This is a genomic window from Streptomyces lichenis (genome assembly GCF_023218175.1).
GTDB lineage: Bacteria > Actinomycetota > Actinomycetes > Streptomycetales > Streptomycetaceae > Streptomyces > Streptomyces lichenis.
In genome coordinates this window covers 1-16,201 of record NZ_JALPTH010000029.1, presented here as the reverse complement: position 1 = coordinate 16,201, position 16,201 = coordinate 1, and the positions used below count along the sequence as shown (strand labels likewise).

Here is a 16,201-nt window from a genome sequence, read left to right as displayed (position 1 = left end):
CCCTGCTCCCGTCTTCCGGGCCGCGCCCCCGCTCCCTTTCCCCCCACCCCTCCCCGGTGCGGCCATCCCGCGCGCCCCGCTCTCCCCGGCCCCCCTGGGCACGGCGCCCACACGCGCTCCCCGGGGCGACCCAGGCCTCCCTCCACCCCCGCGTCGGATTCGAGGTGTCATGACCCGTCCTGTGTCGAGTGAACTCGTCATCGGAATCAGCCCGTTCGGCCTGCCCGACGCCGGGCTCGCCGCCGCCGTCAGCCGCTGCGGCGGGCTCGGAGTGCTCGACCTCGGCGACGGCGACCGGACGGCCCGCGCCGCCCTGGCGCGACTGAGGGAGCTGGCCGCCCCGGGCACCTACGGCATCCGGGTCGGACCGCGCTGCGCACTGGACCCGGAGGACCTGGACGGCCCGTTCCCCGCCGTGGTGGTGCTGGCCCCGGAATCCGCCTGGGGGCCCGCCCGGCTGCCCGCCCACTGCCTGGTGCTGGCCGAGCCGGGCCACCCGGACGAGGCGCGGCGGCTCGCCGCCGAGGGCGTGGACGGCTTCCTCGCCCGGGGCAGTGAGTGCGGGGGACGAGCCGGGGAGTTGAGCACCTTCGTCCTCCTCCAGGCGCTGCTGGCCGATCCCGAACTGGCCGAGCACCCGGTCTGGGCCTGCGGGGGCATCGGCCCGCGCACCGCCGCCGCCGCGGTGGCCGGGGGCGCGGCCGGGGTGGTCCTCGACGTCCAACTGGCCCTGCTCGCCGAGTCCCGACTGCCCGAGGAGGCCGCCGCCGCCCTGCGCACGGCGGACGGCACCGACACCTCCGTCATCGACGGCGTACGCTCGCTGCGCCCCGGCCGCCCCGGGGCCGGACTCCCCACCGGGCAGGACGCCTACCTCGCCGCCCGGTTCGCCGAGGAGTACGGGACCGTGCCCCGCGCCGTCGCCGCCGTCCGGGCGGCCGCGCTGCGCGGTGCGGGCGACGCCGCCTCCCTCCTTCCCGGCTCCCCGATGAGCGCCGCCCTCGGCACCCTGCTGCCCATCGCCCAGGGGCCGATGACCCGGGTCAGCGACCAGCCCGCGTTCGCCGCGGCCGTCGCCGCCGACGGCGGCCTGCCCTTTCTCGCGCTGGCCCTGCTGGACGGCGAGGCCACCGGCGAACTCCTCACCCGCACCCGCGCCGCGCTGGGCGAGCGGCCCTGGGGCGTGGGCATCCTCGGCTTCGCCGACAGCGCCCTGCGTGCCGCCCAGCTGGCCGCCGTCCGCGCCGCCCGCCCCAGCCACGCCGTCATCGCCGGCGGACGGCCCGGCCAGGCCGCCGAACTGGAGGCAGCCGGCATCAGCACCTTCCTCCATGTCCCCTCACCGGCCCTGCTGCGCCAGTACGTGGACGCCGGTGCGCGCAAGTTCGTCTTCGAGGGCGCCGAATGCGGTGGCCATATCGGCCCGCGCAACAGCTTCCCGCTCTGGGAGGCCCAGCTCGCCGTCCTCGAACAGCGTCCGCGGGCGGCCGAGTTCCAGGTCCTGCTGGCCGGCGGCATCCACGACGAGCGCTCCGCCGCCATGGCCGCCGCGCTCGCCGGACCGCTGGCCGCGCGCGGGGCCGCCGTCGGTGTGCTGATGGGCACCGCCTACCTCACCACCGCGGAGGCCGTGGCCAGTGGCGCGGTGGGTGAGGGCTTCCAGCGGCAGGTGCTGGACGCCACCGGCACCGTCCTGCTGGAGAGCGCCCCCGGGCACACCACCCGCTGCGTCCCCAGCCCCTACACCGAGGAGTACGCGGCCGAGCGCGCCCGGCTGGCCGCCGAAGGCGTACCCGACCGGGAGGCCTGGGACCGCCTGGAACGCCTCAACCTCGGCCGGCTGCGCCTCGCCAGCAAGGGCCTGGAACGGCGGGACGGCCGGCTGCGGCCCGTGGACGAGCGGCGGCAGCACGAGGCCGGGATGTTCATGGCCGGCGAGGTCGCCGCACTGCGCACCCGCACCACCACCATCGCCGCACTCCACCACGCGGTCACCGAGGGGGCGGCCGAGCACACCGGGCGCCGCGCCGCCGAGCTCCGGTCCACCCGGGGCGCCCCGGCCGAGGACACCCCGCGCCCCGCCGCCCCGCTGGACATCGCCATCGTCGGCATGGCCTGCGTGTTCCCCCAGGCCCCCGACCTGTCCACCTACTGGTCCCACGTGGTCACCGGGGTGGACGCCGTCACCGAGGTCCCCGCCGAGCGCTGGGACCAGGCCGTCTACCACGACCCGACCGGCGAGCGCCCGGGCACCACCCCCTCACGCTGGGGCGGCTTCCTGCCCGAGATCCCCTTCGACCCGCTGGCCTACGGCATCCCGCCCGCCTCGCTCGCCGCCATCGAGCCCGTACAGCTGCTCGCCCTGGAGACGGCCGCCCGGGCCCTCGCCGACGCCGGATACGACCGGCGGGACTTCCCACGGACGCGCACCGGTGTGGTCTTCGGCGCGGAGTCCGGCAGCGACCTGGCCCATGCCACCACCCTCCGCACCACCCTGCCCTCCTACCTCGACACCGTGCCGGACGCCCTCACCGAGCAACTGCCCCGGCTCACCGAGGACTCCTTCCCCGGCATGCTCGCCAACGTCGTCTCCGGGCGCATCGCCAACCGCCTCGACCTCGGCGGCGCCAACTACACCGTGGACGCGGCCTGCGCCTCCTCGCTCGCCGCCCTGGACACCGCCTGCAAGGAACTCGGCTCCGGGTCCGCCGACATGATGCTCTGCGGCGGAGCCGACCTGCACAACGACATCAACGACTATCTGCTCTTCTCCTCCGTGCGGGCGCTCTCCCCGACCGGCCGGTCCCGCTCCTTCGACGCGGACGCCGACGGCACCGTGCTCGGCGAGGGCGTCGCCTGTGTCGTCCTCAAACGCCTCGCCGACGCCGAACGCGACGGCGACCGGATCTACGGCGTGGTCAAGGGCGTCGGCAGCGCCAGCGACGGCCGCTCCCTGGGCCTGACCGCGCCCCGGGCCGAGGGCCAGCGCTCCGCCCTGGACCGCGCCTACACCTCGGCCGGGATCTCGCCCGCCCAGGTCGGCCTGGTGGAGGCGCACGGCACCGGCACGGTCGTCGGCGACCGCACCGAACTGGGCGTACTCACCGAGCTGTTCACCGAGGCGGGCGCCGAGCCGGGGCGCTGCGTACTGGGATCGGTGAAGTCCCAGATCGGCCACACCAAGTGCGCCGCGGGCCTGGCCGGGCTGATCAAGGCGACCATGGCCCTGCACACCGGCGTCCTGCCGCCCACCCTGCATCTGCGCACCCCCCACCCGGGCTGGGACGAGCGGACCAGCCCGTTCGCCTTCCGGGCCGAGTCCTGCCCCTGGCCCACCCCGGCGGACCGCAGGATCGCCGGGGTCAGCGCCTTCGGCTTCGGCGGCACCAACTTCCATGTGGTGCTCAGCGGCTATGAGAACGGGGCCCCGCCCGAGCACGCCCTGCCGCACTGGCCCGCCGAGCTGCTCGCCTTCCGCGGCGAGGACGAGGAGGCGGCCCACCGCGAGATCCGCCGGCTGCTCGACGAGCTGGAGGCGAACCCCGGGGCCGGCCTCCGGGAGACGGCCGCCGCGGTCTGGCGGCGCCCCGGGAACCGGCGTACCACCCCCGTCCGGGTCGCCGTGGTGGCGACGGACCCCGCGAACCTCCCCGCACAGCTGCGGCGAGCGCTGGAGGGCGGATCCGCCCCCGCCGAGGGCGTGTTCGCCAGCGCGCCCGGGACGGACGGCTCCGCCCCCGGCCGGACCGCCTTCCTCTTCCCCGGCCAGGGCAGCCAGCGTCCCGGGATGCTCGCCCCGCTGATGACGGCCTTCCCGCGCGAGCACGGCCCCCTCGCCACCGGGCACGCCTACGCCCACCTGCTCCACCCGCCGGCCGCGTTCGACCCGGCCGGGGCCGCCCGGCAGCGCACCGCGCTCACCGACACCCGGACCGCCCAACCCGCGCTCGGCATCACCGCCTTGGCCACCGCGCGGCTGCTGGAGCGGTTCGGCGTACGGCCCGATCTGGCGGCCGGGCACTCCTACGGCGAGCTGGCCGCGTTCGCCGCCGCGGGCGCCCTGGACACCCGTACCCTGCTCGACCTCAGCGCCGAACGGGCCGCGGCGATCCTCGCGGTGGCCGGCGAGGACCCCGGCGCCATGGCCGCCGTCACCGCCGCCCCCGAGGAGGTGGCGGCGGTGCTCGCGGCGGCCGGACTCGACGGCCAGGTGGTCATCGCCAACCACAACGCGCCCCGCCAGTCGGTGATCTCGGGGCCGAGCGCCCCGGTCGCCCGGGCGGTCGAACGGCTGGCCGAGTCCGGTCACCCGGCCAAAAGGCTTCCGGTCGCCTGCGCCTTCCACAGCCCGGTGGTCGCCGACGCCGCCCCGCGCTTCGCCGACGCCCTCGCCCACCACCCGCTCCGGGCAACCGAGTTCGACGTCTGGAGCAACCGCACCGCCGCCGTCCACGCCCCCGACCCGGACACCGTGCGCGAGGAACTCGCCGCCCAGCTCGCCGCCCCGGTGCGGTTCGCCGAGCAGATCGAGGCGATGTACGAGGCGGGCGCCCGGGTCTTCGTGGAGGCCGGCCCCGGCACGGTGCTGACCACCCTGGTCGGCCGCGTCCTCGGCGACCGCCCCCATCTGGCGGTCGCCTGTGAGCCCCGCCCGGACGAGGGGCTGCGCGGCTTCCTGGAGACCCTGGCCCGGCTCGCCGTCGCGGGCGTCCCGGTGAGGATCGGACGGCTCTTCGACGGCCGCGTCCCCGAAACTCCGACCGCTCCCGAGGCGGTACCCGGCTGGCGGGTGGACGGCCGCCATGTGCGCACCGCCGCCGGCGACCCCCTGCCCGGCGGCCTCAGCCCCGCCCGACGCATCCGCCTGGAGGCCCCCGCCATGACAGCGCTCCCCACCGGGGACGACCCGGGCCGGTCCACCGGCCGCGACGATGAACTGATCAGGGAGTTCCTGCGGACCACCCGGGAACTGGTCGCCGCCCAGCGCGACATCCTGCTCACCTACCTCGGCGGCGGGGTGCCGGGGCCGCTCCCCGCCCCGCCGCCGAGCCCCACCCCCGTTGCGCCGCCCGTGTCCCTGGAGCCGGACGCCGTCGCCTCCGAAGCCCTCACCTCCGCGGCCACCGCGGGAGCCCCGGCGGACACCGCCCCCGATGTCCGGGACACCGTCCTGACCGTGATCAGCGAGCGCACCGGCTACCCCGCCGAGATGATCGGCGCCGATCTGGAACTGGAGGCCGACCTCGGCATCGACTCCATCAAGCGCACCGAGATAGCCGGTGAGCTGGCGCGCCGGCTGGCCGCCGAGCGGGCCGCGGACGACGACTGGATGGAGCAGCTGTCCCGGGCCCGCACGGTCGCCGGCATCACCTCCTGGCTCACCGGCGGCCAGTCCGCGGGTGACCCGGAGCCGGCCCCCGCCCCCGTACCGGTGGGCGACCCCGATCCCGACCTCATCCCCGCCGTCGCCCCTCGCCGCTTCGTGCTGCGCGAGCAGCCGCTGGACACCGTGGAACGGCCCGGACCCGGCGCCCTGCGCGGCAGGCGGTTCGCGCTGCTGGGCTCGCACGAGGTGGGCGCGCTGCTCGCCGACCGGCTGATCGCGGCGGGCGCCGAGGCGGTGGTGTTCGACCCCGCACGGCGGCTGGCGGCCGATGACGGCCCGTTCCACGGGGTGGTCCACCTCGGCGCGCTGGCCCCCGACGGGATACCCGTGCTGCCGGCCGCCTTCGAGGTGCTGCGGGCCGCGCTCGACCTCGCCCCCGCCCGGCTGCTGTGCGCCAAGCACACCCCCGGGAACGCCGAGGACCCCGGGGCCGGGCTGGGCGGGTTGTTCCGCTCCATCGCCCGCGAGTACCCGGACCTCGACGCCCGGGTGGTCGAACTCGACCCCTCGGCGCCCGTGGCGGAGCAGGCCGACGCGCTGCTGGAGGAGGCCTGTGCCGGCGACCGCGTACCGGTGGTGCTGCGCGGCCCGGCCGGGCGGCGTGGGCTGGAGCTGACCGAGGCCGCTCTCGACCCCGAGAGCCGGGCGCTCGCGATCGACCCCGCCGACCTGGGGCTCGACCAGGACTCCGTGGTCGTCCTGGCGGGCGGGGCGCGCGGGATCACCGCCGACCTCGCCATGGCGCTCGCCGCCGCCACCCGGTGCCGGTTCGAACTGCTGGGCCGCACCCGGCCGTCCACCGCCCCCGAGCCCGCCGACCTCGCCGACGCGGGAGACCTGCCCGCCCTGCGGGCCGCGCTCGCCCGGCGGGGCACCCCCCTGGCCCAGGTCGACCCCGAGGCACGCGCGATCCTTGCCGTACGCGAAGTCGACGCGACCGTGGCGGAGTTGACCCGCCTCGGCAGCCGGGTCGGCTACCGTTCCCTCGATCTGCGCGACTCCACCGCCGTCAACCGTGCCGTCAAGGAGATCCAGTCCGAACACGGCCGGATCGACGCGGTGTTCTACGCGGCCGGGGTCATCGAGGACCGGCGGCTCGCCGACAAGGACGCCGAGTCCTTCCGCCGGGTGTACGACACCAAGGTGGAGGGCGCCCGCGCTCTGCTGGACGCCCTCGCCCAGCTCCCGCCGGCGCCCCGCCTCGCCGTGCTGTTCGGCAGCATCGCCGCGGTGCTCGGCAACCGAGGCCAGGGCGACTACGCCGCCGCCAACGACGCCCTCGCCGCCCTGGGGGAGCGGTGGGCGCGCGGCGGCCCCGGGCGGCGCGCGCTCACGGTCCACTGGGGCCCCTGGGCGCCCTCGGGCAGCCACCACGGCATGGTCACCCCGGAGCTCGCCCGGGACTACGCCCGGCGCGGGATCGCCCTCATCGACCGGGCCAGCGGCACCCGGGCCCTGCTCGGCGAGATCGCCCATGGCGCTCCGGGCGCCTCCACCGTCGTCCACACCGCCTCGGAGTGGTGAGATGACCGCCTCTCCCTCAACTGTTCCGGCGGTTCCGGTGGCCATCACCGGGATGGCGGTGCTGCTGCCCGGCGCCCCCGACCTGGCCACCTACTGGACCAATCTGCGGGACGGCGTGGACGCCGTCACCGAGATCCCCCCGGGCCGCCTGGACGCGTCCTACCACCGGCCGCCCCACCGGGAGGCGGGCGCCGACCGGCTCTACTGCCGTCGCGGTGGGTTCGTGGACGGTTTCGCCGAGGTGGACGCCGCCGGTCTCGGCATCATGCCGGCGGCCGTCCCGGACACCGAGCCGGACCAGCTGATCTCCCTCACCACCGCCGCCCGCGCCCTGGCCGACGCGGGCGGCGAGGACCGGCTGCCGCCCCGCGAACGGATCGGCGTCGTCCTCGGCCGGGGCGGCTACCTCACCCCCGGCCTGGTCCGGCTCGACCAGCGGGTACGCACCGCGCACCAGCTCACCCGGACCCTCGGGGAACTCCTGCCCGGCCTCGGCGCCGAGCAACTGGCCCGGGTCCGCGAGGCGTTCACCGCGACGCTCGGGCCCGAGCGGCCGGAGGCAGCCATCGGCCTGGTGCCCAACCTGGCCGCCTCCCGGATCGCCAACCGGCTCGACCTGCGCGGCCCCGCCTACACCGTCGACGCCGCCTGCGCCTCCTCGCTGGTCGCGGTCGACCACGCGGTGGCCCAACTCGCCCGGGGCGGCTGCGATCTGATGCTGGCCGGGGGAGTGCACCACTGCCATGACATCACCCTCTGGTCGGTCTTCACCCAGCTGCGCGCCCTCTCGCCGACCGACCGCATCCGCCCCTTCCACTCGGGCGCCGACGGCCTGCTCATCGGCGAGGGCACCGGTGTGGTGGTCCTCAAGCGGCTCGCGGACGCCGTACGCGACGGGGACAGGGTGTACGCGGTGATCCGCGGCACCGGCGTCGCCAGCGACGGCCGCTCCTCCGGGCTGATGCACCCCGACTCCGGCGGCCAGGCCCGCGCCGTCCGCCAAGCCTGGCACGCCGCCGGACTCGACCCGCGCGCCCCGGGCTCGCTGGGCCTCCTGGAGGCCCATGGCACCGCCACCCCGGCCGGGGACACCGCCGAACTCGCCACCCTGGCGGAGGTGTTCGGCCCGCCGGCACGCGCTGGCGAGGCCCGCGCCGCCCTCGGCAGCGTCAAGTCGATGATCGGCCACTGCATGCCCGCCGCCGGGATCGCCTCCCTGGTCAAGGCGGCCCTGGCCACCTACCACGCCACCCTGCTGCCCACCCTGCACTGCGACACCCCGCACCCCGCCCTGGAGCGCACCCGCTTCCACCCGCTCGCCTCCTCCGCGCCCTGGGACGCCCCGCTGCGCCGCGCCGCCGTCAACGCCTTCGGGTTCGGCGGCATCAACGCCCATGTGGTCCTCGAAGAGGCACCGTCACCCCGCCCCGTACGCCGCCCGGCGAGCCCTGCCGCCGCCCCCGCGGCCGTACGCGAGCCGGAGCGGGTCCTGCGCCTGTCCGCCGCCACCCCCGCCGCCCTGGCCCGGCTGCTGGACACCGACGACAACACCCTCCTCGCCACGGCACGCGAACTGCGGGACCCCGAGGAGACCGTGGCCCCCGGTCCGGTCCGGCTCGCGATCGTCGCGCCCGACGCGCGGCGCCTCGCGCTGGCCCGCCGTATCGTCCCGCAGGGGCGCCCCTGGCGCGGACGGAGCGATCTGTGGTTCACCCCGAGCCCGCTGCTGGGACGGGCCGGCGGCGGCAGGCTGGCCTTCCTCTTCCCCGGGCTCGACGCCGAGACGGCCTCCGGCGCCGACGAGGTCGCCGCCCACTACGGGCTGCGCCCGCCCGGCCGCGCGGACTCCGGCACCGGCGATGTCGCCCGGCACGGGCTGGCGGTGCTCCGCACCGGGCGCGTGCTGGACACCGCCCTGCGGGCCGAGGGCGTCCACCCCGACGGGCTGGCCGGGCACAGCGTCGGCGAGTGGGCGGCCATGATCTCCGGCGGGATCTTCGCCGCCGACGCTGCGGACGCCGTGCTGGCCGCCTTCGACCCCGACACCTTCCGGGTGCCCGGAGTGGTCTTCGCCGCGCTCGGCGCCTCCGCCGAACGCGCCCGGCAGGCCATCGCCCCGTACCCCGGCCTCGTCCTGTCCCACGACAACTCGCCCGGCCAGTCGATGGTCTGCGGACCCGAGGAGGCCGTCCGCGCCCTGCTCGCCGAACTGCGCGGCGCCGGGGTCATCTGCCAGGTGCTGCCGTTCCGTTCGGGCTTCCACACCCCGATGCTGGAGCCCTACCTCACCCCCCTGGCCGAGGGCGTCCAGGCGACCGCCGTCCACCCCGCCCGCGTCCCCGTCTGGTCGGGCACCACCGCCGAGCCCTTCCCGGCCGGGCCCGCCGAGGTCCGCGCCCTGTTCCTGCGGCATCTGCTGGAGCCCGTACGGTTCCGGCAGCTGACACAGTCGCTGTACGAGGCCGGGTTCCGGGCCTTCGTCCAGGTCGGCGCGGGCGGGCTGACCTCCCTGGTCGGCGACACCCTGCGCGACCGCGACCACCTCTCCGTCGCCGCCGACAGCCCCCGGCACGGCGGACTCGCCCAAGTGCGGCGGGTGCGCGCCGCGTTGTGGGCGGAGGGGTACGAGGAGAGGCGCCGCGCCACCACCCGTCAGGCGTCGGTCCGCCTCGACCTGGGCGGCGCCCTGCTCGCCCTCGACCCGGACCGCCGCGACGCCCTCCGCGCCGAACTGGCCAGCGCCACGGCCACGGCCCCGCCACCGGTCACCGCCGCCCCGCTGGCCCGCTTCCACGGCAGCCACCCGCTGGCCGCCGAGGTCGACGCCCTGCTCGGCGACACCGCCTCCGCCGTCGCCGCCGTCCTGCACGCCGCTCCGGGTGCCATCGACGCACCCGGGAAGAGCCCGACCGCCACCGCCACCGCCACCGCCGCACCCGCCACGAGCGCCACCACCGCCCCACTCCCCGAGCCCGCCGCCGGCGCCCTCCTCCGGGTCTCCGTCGAGACCATGCCCTATCTGCTCGACCACTGCTTCTTCCCGCAGCGCCCCGGCTGGCCCGAGCCCGCCGACCGCCACCCGGTGGTGCCCGCCACCACGGTGCTGCACCACCTCACCGCCGCCGCGCGGCGCGCCGCACCGGGCCGGCAGGCCGTTGCCGTACGCGATCTGCGGCTGGAGAAGTGGGTGACCGCCCTGCCCCCGGTGGACGTGGCCCTGACCGCGCGGCCCCGTCCCGACGGGCGGTACGACACCGCCTTCGGCCCCTACGCCCGCGCGGTGGTCGAGACGGCCCCCGCCTACCCGGCCCCACCGCCCCGCTGGGAGCCCACGGAAGGGGCCGAGGAACCCTGCGCCCTGCCCGCGCACCGGCTCTACGCGGACCGCTGGATGTTCCACGGCCCCGCCTTCCAGGGCATCACCGAGCTGACCGCGCTCGGGCCGGACCGTGTGCGCGGCACGATCACCGTGCCCTCCGCCCCCGGCGCGCTCCTGGACAACGTCGGACAGCTGCTCGGCTACTGGCTGATGGCCACCCACCGCACCCGTACCGTGCTCTTCCCGGTCGCCCTGCGCGAACTGCGGCTGTACGGCCCCGACCCCGTACCCGGCACCCGCGTCCACTGCCGGATCGCGGTCACCGCCGTCACCGAGGACACCGTGGTCTGCGACGCCCAACTCACTCTGGACGACGGCACGGTGTGGGCCGAGATCGCAGGCTGGCGGGACCGCCGCTTCGCCGCCCCCGACACCCGCCGCGACCACGGCTACCCGGAACGCCGCGCCCTCTCCGAGGAGACCGGCGAGGGCTGGACCCTGCTGAGGGACACCTGGCCCGACCTCGCCTCCCGCGACCTGGTCATGCGCACTCATCTGGGCCAGGACGAACGGGCCGCCTACGAGCGCCGCTCCCCGCGCGCCAAAGGCCCCTGGCTGCTCGGGCGCATCGCCGCCAAGGACGCGGTCCGCCACTGGCTGTGGCGGCAGGGCGCCGGCGACGTCTACCCCGCCGAGCTGCGCATCCGCAACGACGAGCAGGGCCGGCCGCGGGCCGAGGGGGTGCACGGCCGCGAGCTGCCGCCGCTGCGGCTCTCGCTGGCCCACCGGGGCCGCGCCGCCGTCGCCCTGGTGCGGTCCGCCGAGAGCGCCGCCGCCGTCGGCATCGACATCGAGGAGGTCGCCGACCGCTCCCTGGCCACCGTGCGGGCGGCCCTGGGGGCGGGGGAGCTGGCCCTGCTCGCCGGATGCGCCGGCACCGGCGGCCCCTCGCTCTGGTTCACCCGCTTCTGGGCGGCCAAGGAGGCCGCCGCCAAGGCCGAGGGGACCGGACTCGGCGGCAGACCGAGGGACTTCGAGGTGACCGAAGCGGCCGCCGAAGCCCTCACCGTCACCGTCGGCGGCCGACGCCACCTGGTGCGCTGCACCCTCATCACCGACTCCGACCGGGCCCATGTCGTGGCCTGGACGGTGACACCCCCGGAGGAGAACCCCCTGTGACCAGCACCGACCCGGTACGCGTCTACTCCGCCAGGAAGGACGCGGCCTACCCGCCGCCCCCGGAGGCCGTCCTGGCCGAGGTCGCCTCGATGATCGAGCTCATCCTGCACGAGTACGCCGACGGGCTGCCCGAGATCACCCGGGACACCCGCCTCGGTGACGACCTGGAGCTGGAGAGCATCGACCTGGTCACCCTCTCCGGGCTGCTCACCGAGTGGTACGGCGAGAGCGTCCACCTCGCCCGGTTCGTGGCCGGGCTGGACCCGGACGCGATCATCGCCCTAACCGTGGGCGACCTGGTGGACCACATCGTGGCCCGGCTCGCCCCCGCAGCGGGGGAGTGAGCGATGGTGATGGTCCGCGCCGGCGGCCTGCTGCACCATGTGGCCCGCCTCGGCCCCGAGGACGCCCCCGGGGCCCCGCCCGTCGCCGTCTTCCTGCACGGCGCCTTCATCGACACCCTGGCCAGCTTCTACTTCACCCTGGCCCCGGCGTTCGCGGCGCACGGCTGGGACACCGTGATGTACGACCTGCGCGGCCACGGCCGCAGCGAGCGCCCACCCAGCGGCTACCGCGTGGAGGACTTCACCGCCGACCTGGACGCCCTGCTGGACGCCCTCGGCCTCACCGAACCCGTCCATCTGGTCGGCAACTCCTTCGGCGCCACCCTGGCCTTCGACTTCGCCGTCCACCACCCGGACCGGGTCGCCAGCCTCACGGCGGTGGAGGGCTGCCCGGCCGGTTCCGGCTGGGCCGAGGCCATGGCCGGGGCGCTGCACCGGGCCACCGAGACCCTCCCCGAGGACCAGGCGCTGGCCTGGTTCACCGAGCAGTACGGCACCGTGTCCTCCACCCGCACCGGCGACCCGGTCCACGACGCGCGGATCGCCCGCCTCGGCCGGAACGCCGGCCGCCTCATCAGGGCGACCACCATCACCCGGGACATCCCGCGCAGCCGCCGCCCCACGGCCGACCAACTGGCCGCCCTGAGCTGCCCGGTGCTGCTGGTGAACGGCGAACACGGCCTGGTGGCCACCGAGTCGGCCCACCTCACCGCCGTACTGCCGCACTGCCGCCGGGTCATCGTCCCCGGCCACAAGCACTCCGTCCTGGTCGAGGCGCCGACCGAGGTCACCGCCCTCACCCTGGACTGGCTGGACGAGCACACCCACACCCACCCGACGCCGACCACCCCGAGCTCGGCCCGCCCGGCGTCGACCGTCCCCAATGCGGCCCACCCGGCGACCGTCCCGGGCGAAGCCCGTCCGGGGTCGACCGTCCCGGACGCGGCGTACCCGGCGGGAACCACCCCGGGCTCTGCCCACCCAGCGGGGACCACCCCGCACGCGGCCCACCCGGCGTCCACCCTCCCGCACGCGGCGCACCCGGTGACGGGAACCGCCCGGTGAGCCGTTACCTCTTCGTGGTGCCGCCGCTCAGCGGCCATGTCAACCCCGCCGCCGAGGTCGCCGCCGAGCTCACCTCCCGGGGCCACACCGTGGCCTGGGCGGGCCGCCCCGGCATCATCGGCCGCCTGGTCGGCGAGGAGGCGGAGGTCTATGTCTGCGCTGGCCCGGACGGCCTGCACGGGCGGCCCCCGGAGCTGCGCGGGGTCGCCGCCCTGCAGTTCCTCTGGCGGGACTTCTTCGTCCCGCTCGCCGACGCCATGGCGGACGGCGTCACCGCCGCCGTCGACCACTTCCGCCCCGACGTGGTCGTCAGTGACCAGCAGGCCCTGGCCGGCGCCCTGGTCGCCGAACGGCTCGGCGTCCCGTACGCCACCTCGGCCACCACCTCCGCCGAACTCACCGACAGCCTGGGCGGAATGCCCTCGGTGGCCGCCTGGCTCACCGAGCTGCTCACCGGCGCCCGCGCCCGCCTCGGAGACCCCGCCGCCACCGGCGACCCGCGCTTCTCCCCGTACCTCACCCTGGCCTTCACCACCCCCGAGTTCCTCGGCGCCGCGCACCAGCCGCGCCAGGGCGTCCGGTTCGTGGGCCCCGCGCTGCCGGGCCGCCCCGGCTACGGCGACTTCCCCTGGGAGTGGCTCGGCCGGCAGCCCGACGCCGCCCTCGTCCTGGTGACCCTCGGCACCGTCAACCAGGACGCCGGGGCCCGCTTCCTCGCCGAGACGGCCGCCGCCCTGCGCGAACGCTCCGACCGGCTGCGGGCCGTGGTCGCCGACCCGGGCGGCGCCCTGGCGTCCGCCGACCCCGGCCCCACCGTGCTGGTACGCCCCTTCGTCCCGCAGCGCGCCCTGCTCGGGCATGTCTCCGCGGTGATCTGCCATGCCGGGCACAACACCGTCGCCGAGACGCTGTGGCACGGGGTCCCGCTGGTCGTCGCACCCATCCGGGACGACCAGCCGGTGGTCGCCCGGCAGGTCGTGGACGCGGGCGCCGGGGTGCGGCTGCGCTTCGGCCGCGCCGGCCGGGCCCAGATCGGCGCCGCGCTCGACACCGTCCTCACCGAGCCGCGCCACCACGAGGCCGCCCGCCGGCTGAGGGCGTCCTTCCACCGCGCCGGAGGAGCCGGCGCCGCCGCCGAACACCTCGAAGAGCTCGCCCGGCACCCCACCCGGCACCCCACGGCCGCACCCGGCCGACCCGCACCAGCCCCGGCCCCACCGGGCCGGGCCCCACGAGCCCAGGAGGAAGGAACTCCCCATGGCAGCGACCAGTGAGCAGATCGCCAAGCTCCGCACCGCCTACCAGGCCGAACTGGCCGGCGGCACCGACCGCTTCTTCCTGCCCCGCCGCACCGGCTGCCCCTGGTGCCTGGGACCCGATCTGAGGGTCAAGCTGCGCACCGTCGACCATGTGCAGCGCAAGCCCGGCCGGTTCGTCCTGGACGAATGCCTCTCCTGCGGCCATGTCTTCCAGAACCCGCGGCTCAGCCAGGAGGGCCTGGACTTCTACTACCGCGACTTCTACGACGGCCTCGGCGCGGAGACCACCGCCCGGATGTTCGAGGGCCGGGGCAGCGAGAAGCGGTTCCAGCGCAGTGTGCGCGCCCTGCTGCCGTACACCCGCCCCCGCCGCTGGCTCGACGTCGGCACCGCGCACGGACACTTCCCCGCCAGTGCCGGAAAGCTGCTGCCCCGGACCCGGTTCGACGGGCTGGACATGGGCGAGAGCGTGCTGCTCGCCCGGCGGCAGGGCCGTATCACCGAGGCCCACCAGGGGCAACTCACCGACCTGGCCGAGGGGATGGCGGGCCGGTACGACGCGGTCAGCATGTTCCACTACCTGGAGCACACCCTCGACCCGCACTCCGAACTGGCCGCCGCCCGCACCGCGCTGGACCACGGAGGGCATCTGCTCATCGAGGTGCCGGACCCCGAGTCCCTCACCGGCCGCCTGCTGGGCAACCTCTGGATGCCCTGGTTCCAGCCCCAGCACCTCAACTTCATCCCGCTGTCCAACCTCTGCGACCGGCTCACCGGCCTGGGCTTCACCGTGGTGGCCGCCGAACGCACCGACGCCCACATCCCCGTCGACCTGGTCTGCGCCGTGTGGTTCCTGCTCGGCCGCGTCCTGCCGCCCGACGACGTGCCCTGGGCGGCGACCCGCCCCACCCGCGCGGCCCACGCCGCCCGCTGGGCCCTGGTCTGGGCGGCGGCCCCCTTCCTGCTCGCCGCGTACGGCGCCGACCTGCTGCTCGACCCCCTGCTGCGCCGCAGCCGCTTCTCCAACGCCTACCGCGTCATCGCCCGCCGCGACTGACCTCCGTACCCCTCTGCCCCCGCCCCCACCCGTCGGCCCCGTGCTCCCCACCCCCCGGGGCCGACCCGAGGAGCCCCCGTGACCCCCACCCACGACCAGCACCCCGATCCGGCCGCCGCGCCCCCGCCCCGGAGGTCCCCCCGGCACGCGGCCCCGCCCCGGCGCTTCCGGCTCCGCCGCACGGCGTGCCGCCGGATCCGCCGCGCCGCCCTGGCCGCCGCCGCCGTCACCCTGCTCACGGCCTCCCAGGCGCCGGTCAGGGGAGGCGCCCAGGGAGGCGGGGACCAGGCCACCGCCCTCGCCGCCCCAGGAGGCATCGGCACCCCGGGCATCGCGGCCCCCGGAGGGTTGCCGGCCCTCGGCCCCCTCCTCCCGGGCCAGAGCGACGGCGCGTACCACACCGAGCTTCCGCCCCTGGCCGCCGTCACCGGCCCGCTCGCCCCGCCCGCCGCCGCGCTGGTACGGGCCGAGTCCGGGATACCCGCCACGGTGCTGGCCGCCTACCGCGCGGCCGAGGAGTCCGTACGCCGCAGCGACCCCGGCTGCCGGCTGCCCTGGCACCTGCTCGCCGCCATCGGCAAGGTGGAGTCCGGGCACGCGCGCGGCGGGGCCGTGGCGGCCGACGGCACCACCCGGGGCCGCATCCTCGGCCCGGTCCTGAACGGCAACGGCTTCGCCGTCATCGCGGACACCGACCACGGGGCGTACGACGGCCATCCGCAGTACGACCGGGCCGTCGGCCCGATGCAGTTCATCCCCTCGACCTGGGCCAGGTGGGGCGCGGACGGCAACGGCGACGGACGCGCGGACCCGGACAACGTCTTCGACGCCGCCCTCGCCGCCGGCCGCTACCTCTGCGCCGGCGACCGCGACCTGGCCCTCCCGGCCGGCCTGGACCGGGCGGTGCTCAGCTACAACCACTCCACCGCGTACCTCAGGACCGTCCGCCACTGGCTGGCGTTCTACCGCACCGGAGCGCACGGGGTGCCCGACGGCAGCGGCACCATCCCGCACAGCCCCGGCGCCGGCGGCACCACCCCGGCCACCCGCCCCACCGACCCGGACATC

General features: G+C 76.6%; 7 protein-coding genes. All 7 read left to right on the top strand.

The genetic code is table 11. The annotated features are described in order from the left end of the window. Nucleotides 1–169: 169 nt before the first annotated feature. Entirely contained in the window at nucleotides 170–6,910 is a 6,741-nt protein-coding gene (locus tag M1O15_RS25145) for a type I polyketide synthase (protein WP_248636437.1), read from the top strand. A gap of 1 nt (nucleotide 6,911) precedes the next feature. Continuing rightward, complete coding sequence (locus M1O15_RS25140) at nucleotides 6,912–11,408, top strand: beta-ketoacyl synthase N-terminal-like domain-containing protein (RefSeq protein WP_248636436.1); 4,497 nt, start codon at nucleotides 6,912–6,914, stop codon at nucleotides 11,406–11,408. Then, entirely contained in the window at nucleotides 11,405–11,752 is a 348-nt protein-coding gene (locus M1O15_RS25135) for an acyl carrier protein (RefSeq protein ID WP_248636435.1), read from the top strand. Before M1O15_RS25140 ends, M1O15_RS25135 begins: the two co-directional genes overlap by 4 nt. A gap of 3 nt (nucleotides 11,753–11,755) precedes the next feature. Further along, complete coding sequence (locus M1O15_RS25130) at nucleotides 11,756–12,817, top strand: alpha/beta fold hydrolase (RefSeq protein WP_248636434.1); 1,062 nt, start codon at nucleotides 11,756–11,758, stop codon at nucleotides 12,815–12,817. Beyond that, complete coding sequence (locus tag M1O15_RS25125) at nucleotides 12,814–14,091, top strand: glycosyltransferase (protein WP_248636433.1); 1,278 nt, start codon at nucleotides 12,814–12,816, stop codon at nucleotides 14,089–14,091. The genes M1O15_RS25130 and M1O15_RS25125 overlap by 4 nt, the downstream gene beginning before the upstream one ends. Continuing rightward, nucleotides 14,075–15,133: a class I SAM-dependent methyltransferase gene (locus M1O15_RS25120; RefSeq protein WP_248636432.1), complete on the top strand. Its 1,059-nt coding sequence runs from the start codon at nucleotides 14,075–14,077 to the stop codon at nucleotides 15,131–15,133. The genes M1O15_RS25125 and M1O15_RS25120 overlap by 17 nt, the downstream gene beginning before the upstream one ends. Nucleotides 15,134–15,328: 195 nt before the next feature. Next, nucleotides 15,329–16,201: lytic transglycosylase domain-containing protein (locus tag M1O15_RS25115; RefSeq protein ID WP_248636511.1), on the top strand; the 873-nt coding region annotated here is incomplete at its 3' end.